The sequence below is a fragment of the Mucilaginibacter sp. NFR10 genome, assembly GCF_900100445.1.
Taxonomy (GTDB): domain Bacteria; phylum Bacteroidota; class Bacteroidia; order Sphingobacteriales; family Sphingobacteriaceae; genus Mucilaginibacter; species Mucilaginibacter rubeus.
The window spans coordinates 381,281-388,038 of the sequence record NZ_FMTV01000007.1; the positions used below are offsets into that span (position 1 = coordinate 381,281).

The window sequence follows — 6,758 nt, forward strand, 5'->3', positions numbered from 1 at the left end:
ACTCTATTTTAGCACGATCAAATAATTGTAAACAGCGATGGCACAAAAGAAAACAGAAGAGTTCAGTTATCCCGACCAGTTCATCTCAGATGTATCCATAGCACTGTCGCACCCCGGTAGGATCTCTATTATCCGTATCATTGCCCGGAAACCTGGGATTACCACAGGCGAGCTCGTGGAATTTCTACCGTTCGCGCAATCTACAGTATCCCATCATTTGAAGGAGTTGATCAAAACCGAATTGATCTCGGTTAGCATCGATGGAAAAAGATCTTTGTATACATTAAATGAAAATATGTGGAGCAGATTCGCCAGACATTATGGTCGCCTCGTGGAAGAACTGGGCATACCGGATTCCCACGAAGCAGAACCGGAACAACATTAATTTATATTCTATAATATCGTATCTATGCCCGGTTCAAATATGGATATCAATAAAGCAGATCTGGAACTTTGCAACTTTGCCAGGTTGCTGGCGCTCCCGATCAGGGTATATATCTTCAAAGCGCTTATCGCTAACAACAACATACTATCTCAGGAGGTATTGCTTTCTCTTCCTTTTAACCCAGGGCAATTAACGAAGCATATAACCGATCTTAAAAAAGCAGGCTTTGTAACCATCAGACGCGAGAATAGAAAGATCAGATATGAGCTTAAAACATCCGATATAAAGCGCCCTGCCAGGCAGTTGGCCGATCTTTTCAAAATCATCGGCAGCTACGCACCTATTGAGCCACTAAACCCTAACACCGCCGCTTCCGGGAAAGAGAGCCTCCCACCTGCCGCTTTGAGCTTTGGTAGGTTGATCAAAAAGTATAGGACAACATTAAAGTTTTCACAAGAATATTTATCCGCAGAACTTGGAATGAACCGGAGCGACTTAAGCAGGATAGAATCAAATAAAAAGGACTTTCCTCCGGGGAAGCTACAATTGCTGGCGCTGGCACTATCTGTTGAATATGATGTAATAAAAAAGCAATTCTATAGCTTCAAAATTGTGGAAATGGTTGACAAAAGCGGGTTTGACGAGGCCGTATTAAAAAATGTCAGTCACGTGCTGCAGGCCGGCATTCCCGTCTCCGAACATTTCCCAACCAAGCGGGCTACCCGATAAAGGCTGTTTATATTACATTCATATGTTATGTAGGAGATTGTCACGCCCCCTTAGTGATATCCTTTTTAATGCAATGGCTGAGCATAATTCAGTATAACATTAAATGTATATTAAAGGCAACAAGCGAAGATTGAATCGATCTTACGATATAAACTCATTTTTCATGCAATTTAATCTTCATATGTAACCTGTTTAATACCAATTGCCCAACTTGCTTACCCTCTTCTGTTCCAACTATGCAGGAATTTTTAAAATGTATACCGCCATAAACGCGCGATATGCCCGCTTCCATTGCTGCTTCCCTAAAAGATCTAAAGCTACGGGGTGCTATTCCAAACTCAGTCTCTGATGTATCCCGGTATGCAAAATTATCTCCGAATTGGTTGGTCAAAATCTCGGCTGCTGCTGCCGAGATTACAGCATGGCCGCTTACGTATTCGGGGAATGAGGGCGTTTGAATATATGTTTTCCAGTCAGGGTCCAAATATTTGGTTATTACAGTCTCGGGGCGAACTAAATTATATTTATACTTAAAATACCAGCAATTGATAAATGCATCGAATAAAGCAATCGATGTTTCAGCATATGCACAAACTGTGCTGCTAAAATCGGCCTTGCACGTTTCTGAGGCTATCCCCGCGATATTCATCCAATGCCCGCCCGGTGAGAACTTCTTAGTTCCAAAGGTGGCATGTCCCACAACGTTTAACTTAAAGGCATTATCATCCCAAAAATCAGCGATGTGTTTTTGCTCTTTGGTAAGATTTGTACCAATAGACTTTACATCTAATACGTCCTTATAAAACTGGCTATTTATGTCCTTCATATCAAATAAAGGAGGTCGTGGTGGCGCCACTTGCGAAGCAGAATCGAGTATCAAAGGCCTGATCTCTCCCCAATGCGGTTCCAATGCTTGTGAATACATAGGTGGTGTAGGTACCCAACGCCCTTCTTTTTTTGTAACCGTGTATTTGTTAGCGGATCGTGTTTGTGCATAATGATCCGTTTTGCTCCATTTCATAATGTGCTTTGCAACTACATCTGAATAGTTCACCGAATGCTCAAATACATCAGAAGGCATTCCGCCATCTTTTGCTTTCTTTTTTAATGCATCGACATATTCATCCATACTCCCCTCTGGAAATGTAACCGCATTCCCTACATAGCAAAAGGCAAGCAAGGATGCAAACGGGTAATCAATTTCAACACCCGGAGCAGGTTTTGGGGTAGCGGTTAAATGCCTGATTTGACCTGCCAACGACCGGAATTTTTTAGGATCCTGGGCGGATATTACCTCGTATGCGGCGATGTTAGCATACGCATAGTTACGGGAAGCAATGACTGGGGGGAAATTATTTTCAAGTATAATGTCATTTAATTTTTTTTCCGTAATACGGTACAATTCCGGGTTATCAGTTATCTTTTGATAATCAGTTTTTTGGCAGGAACTAAGCAAAATGATAATCCCTGAAAGCCAAAGTAAAAAACGATTCATAAAAATTTATTAATTGTGACGCAGCATAGCTACTATATGAAAAGGTGCTTTTATTTGATAATAGTCATTGGCTCCGAAAAAGCCTTGTCGCTATCCAAAAATGATAGCGACATTTAAATCTACGGCCCATGGTAATTAGTCGGAACTATTGTCCCGGTATCTTCGGGCTTTGAAATTTGCTGCGTTTTGCGATAAAACAGATGCTTACCAATATTGCCGCATGTATTAATTGTATTTCGTCTGATTAATTATTAAAATTAAAGCTTAAACATGTCGCTTATAAATTGCCTTTTTTTAACTCATCCACAGCATAGTGAGCCGCGCGTGCGGTAAGCGCCATGTAAGTGAGCGATGGGTTTTGACAGGCGCTTGAAGTCATGCAGGCCCCATCAGTTACAAACACATTTTGCGCGTCCCAAACCTGATTGTGCGCGTTGAGTACCGATGTTTTTGGATCTTTACCCATACGTGCACTCCCCATCTCGTGAATGCCCTGACCAATTGCATAATTTTTATCCCAGGTTGTGATATTCTTTACCCCGGCCGCTTCATACATGGCCACCAATTCTTTAATAATATCCCTACGCATGCTTAGCTCATTCTCTTTCAAACCCGCATCCATTGAAAGTACAGGCAGCCCCCACTTATCTTTCACATCTTTATTAAGCGTTATTTTGTTATCGTGATAGGGCAAAATTTCACCAAAACCTGTCGCTCCGATATGCCATGCACCAGGTTCTGTAAGTGCATCTTTAAAATCAGCACCTATATTCATTTCCGCAACATCCCGGCTCCAGCCGTCCCTGCTGGCGCTTCCCTGGTAACCATAGCCGCGCAGGAAGTCCCTTTTATCACCAAACAAGTTAACAAAACGGGGAATATAAAAACCATTCGCCCTGCGGCCAAAATAGTATTTGTCTTCGAAGCCTTCTATTGTTCCTTGTGCGCCGAGCATATAATGATGATCCATAATATTATGTCCTAATTCGCCGCTGCTACTGCCTAATCCGCCTTGCCATACATCTGTTGCGGTATTCATCAAAACCCATGCACTGTTCAGTGCAGAAGCATTCAGGAATACAATTTTTGAATAAAATTCATAGGTTTTATTCGTTTCGCCATCCAGCACCTCAACACCCGTCGCTTTGCTGGTGTCTTTATCGTACAAAATTTTGGTTACGATTGACCATGGCCTCACGGTAAGGTTACCCGTTGCCATTGCTGCGGGCAGCGTTGAAGATTGGGTACTGAAATAGCCGCCAAATGGGCAACCCTCCCAGCACCGGTTTCTAAACTGACACTGCGTTCTTGCCTGGATAGGCGCGGTAAGATTGGCCACGCGGCCTATAAACATGTGGCGCTGTCCCTTGTAAAAAGCTTTTATTCTTGATGCCACATCTTTTTCCACACAATTTAGTTGCATAGGCGGCAAGTAGTGCCCATCGGGTAAATGGGGCAAGCCCTCCGTCGATCCACTTATTCCGGCAAATTTTTCTACATAGTCATACCATGGCGCCAGTTCTTTATAACGAATAGGCCAATCAACAGCAATACCATCTTTTGCATTAGCTTCAAAATCAAAATCACTCCACCGGTAGCTTTGCCGCCCCCATAAAGTAGACCTTCCGCCTAACTGATATGAACGCCACCAGGTAAACGGTTTAACTTCCACATAGGGACAATCTTTTTCATTTACCCATGACTTCATCAGGGGTTCCTGGGCCGCGGTCCCGTACATAGCCCAATCCCGGGATATAACAGGGTTATCTGTTTTCTGCTGTAAGGTAGCATTGCCCCGGTGTTCAAATTCCCATGGATCTTTTGTAGCGGTAACATAATCCTTTATATGCTCATAATTACGACCGCGTTCAAGCATTAATACTTTCAGCCCTTTTTCGGTTAATTCCTTTGCAGCCCATCCGCCGCTAATCCCCGAGCCGATTACAATAGCATCGTAGGTGTTTTGAATTTTAGCTTTGGTATTTACGTTCAATGAATCTATTGGCATTTGACTATATTTAGATTTATGGTATTCGGTTAAATTATAGTTCGGCAATTTCTATTTTTCGGTAATAAATTTCTGCTTCTTCGGATTGTATAATTATCCGCCCATCATTCAACGATGGTAATTCGGTTGTATTTTACTACCACCCTATTTACAATGCAGGTAATTTTATTTTATCACTATTCTCTATACTGTATTCCATTTACTCCTTTTTTATCCGGAGCCTTTACCAGTACCTCTGTTTTATCATTATTTTTAGCTACGATCAGCAGCTTATTGTTTCCGGCTTTAATCTCTTTTATATCACGTACGGCCCCTTTTATTACGATGCCGCTTACCTGAGGCTTAACTGCCGTAAAGCCACCTTTCCCGTCTCCTTTAAGCAGCAATCCATAGCTGGCATCGTAGATCCCTGCTTCCGGTTTTGACTGGTAAAAGTTGCCTCCCAGCACAATGTCCTTTTTCCCATCCCCGTCATAGTCTTTCACCACCAGCCCAAAAACCGTCGAAAACTGCGCCTCCACCGGCAATGGCTTCACCAGGAACTTACCATTCCGCTTATTCAGCAGCACACTGCTCCGCATTTCGCAGGCATCCAGCTTAACCATCTTTTGTAACAGTTCCCTGCCAAATATATCTTCCATCGTTTGTTCCTTGTACTGGGCGTACCGCAGGTATTTCTTCTTCAGATAAGGAAGTTCGCCTACCAGGTCATGCCTCAGTGCCATCGGGTATTGTTTGTCGCCGTTATAGGTGCATACTATATCTTCTATGCTGCCCGTGCCGCTAAAGTCCCCAACATACATGCTTACCGGCTTCGCTCTGGTTGCCTTAAACCTGGAGTTTAGCCCGTGATTGCCGGCTACTATATCCGGGTAACCATCGCCGTCCATGTCCGCAATCTCCAGGCGGTTCCACCACCCATTACTCCACTCCAAACCCGCTTCGCGCGTTACTTCCTTTAAACGCCCCCCTTCATTATGGAATATCCGGATCGGCATATACTCCCCGCAGGTTACCAGGTCTGGTTTTCCGTCGCGGTCATAATCAAACCATTTGGCATCCGTAACCATACCCAATTCCGTTAAGCCCAGGGCCCTCTCCTCGGTTACATCTGTAAAAAAGCCTTTGCCATTGTTCTGCAGGAGATAACCCTTGCACGGGTAGCCATATTCACCCGGCTTTAACCGCACTCCAACAAACAGGTCCTGGTCCCCATCCCCGTCAACATCTGCTGCCGTTACGCAGGAGCTGCTCTCAAACTGAAATGACGGCAGCACCTGTTGCGATTTGCTGAAATTACCCTTCCCATCATTGATATATAGCCGGTCGATCAGATCCGTCGAGTTAGCCGAGAACTCGTTGCCTCCGCTGCATACATACAGGTCCTGGTCCCCGTCGCCATCCGCGTCGAAAAACAAACAGTCCGTATCTTCACTGGCCTTATCCTGCTCAAACAGCTTTTCGTTGCTCCGTTTAAAACGACCCGCCCGGGTTTGGATATATAATGCGCCTGGCTGGTCCTTGGCCCCGCAGATATAGAAGTCTTCCAAACCGTCGCCGTTGACATCCCCTTTACCTATCCGCGGACCATCCGCCGAGTGCATCTGGAAGATCAGCTTTTCCCTGTCAAAATCTATAAAGTCATTTTCCTTGTGCACAAAGTCTATCCCATGGTTATCTGTACTTTGCTCAAACACCGGCTTTGAACCGGCTGCCCCTCGCACTGCTTTCCCGGGCAGTTCTGATTCAACCTCCTTTACCGTGATCGTCTGGTTCGGTTTTACTCCTTTTAATACTTTCTGCTTACCACAAGGCCATTTTACCACTATCGAATCGATCTCCTTTATTTTACCTAACCCGAAATTCAACCGGGTGTCTACGCTCGATTCAAATCCCCGCGACGGAACCTGCTCCTGGTAGTTTAAGGTATGATTATAGTATAACGTTACCTGCGCCCCTACGCCAAACCGGTTCCTCCCCTCGCCCTGCAATACTACTTTCAAATATTTATTCGCCGGCTCCAGCTTCCTGCTGTTGTTTCGGTAGATAAAGGCCGGCATATTTACATTGTTCACCACCAGGTCAAGCGCACCATCGTTATTTAAATCACCATATGCCGAACCATTCGAAAAACCCGGATC

Annotated in this window: 5 protein-coding genes; 2 read left to right on the plus strand and 3 right to left on the minus strand. The window is 44.4% G+C overall.

Annotated elements, in window-relative coordinates; genetic code table 11:
- Positions 1 to 37: 37 nt before the first annotated feature.
- Both BLP33_RS22550 and BLP33_RS22555 read left to right on the plus strand, forming a co-directional pair.
- On the plus strand, positions 38 to 385 hold the full coding sequence (locus BLP33_RS22550; RefSeq protein WP_090533366.1) for an ArsR/SmtB family transcription factor: 348 nt from the start codon (positions 38 to 40) through the stop codon (positions 383 to 385).
- A gap of 24 nt (positions 386 to 409) precedes the next feature.
- Positions 410 to 1,114 carry a helix-turn-helix domain-containing protein gene (locus BLP33_RS22555; protein ID WP_090533368.1) on the plus strand — a complete coding sequence of 235 codons (705 nt, stop codon included), beginning with the start codon at positions 410 to 412 and terminating at the stop codon, positions 1,112 to 1,114.
- Between the two features lie 154 nt (positions 1,115 to 1,268).
- On the opposite strand, the gene BLP33_RS22560 is transcribed toward BLP33_RS22555, so the two are convergent.
- The 3 genes from BLP33_RS22560 to BLP33_RS22570 all read right to left on the minus strand — a co-directional run.
- Entirely contained in the window at positions 1,269 to 2,609 is a 1,341-nt protein-coding gene (locus BLP33_RS22560; RefSeq protein WP_090533370.1) for a vanadium-dependent haloperoxidase, read from the minus strand.
- Between the two features lie 277 nt (positions 2,610 to 2,886).
- Entirely contained in the window at positions 2,887 to 4,617 is a 1,731-nt protein-coding gene (locus tag BLP33_RS22565; protein ID WP_090533372.1) for a GMC oxidoreductase, read from the minus strand.
- 176 nt (positions 4,618 to 4,793) lie between these two features.
- Positions 4,794 to 6,758, minus strand: a 1,965-nt coding sequence (locus tag BLP33_RS22570) for an FG-GAP-like repeat-containing protein (RefSeq protein WP_175490089.1), incomplete at its 5' end; no start/stop codon positions are given.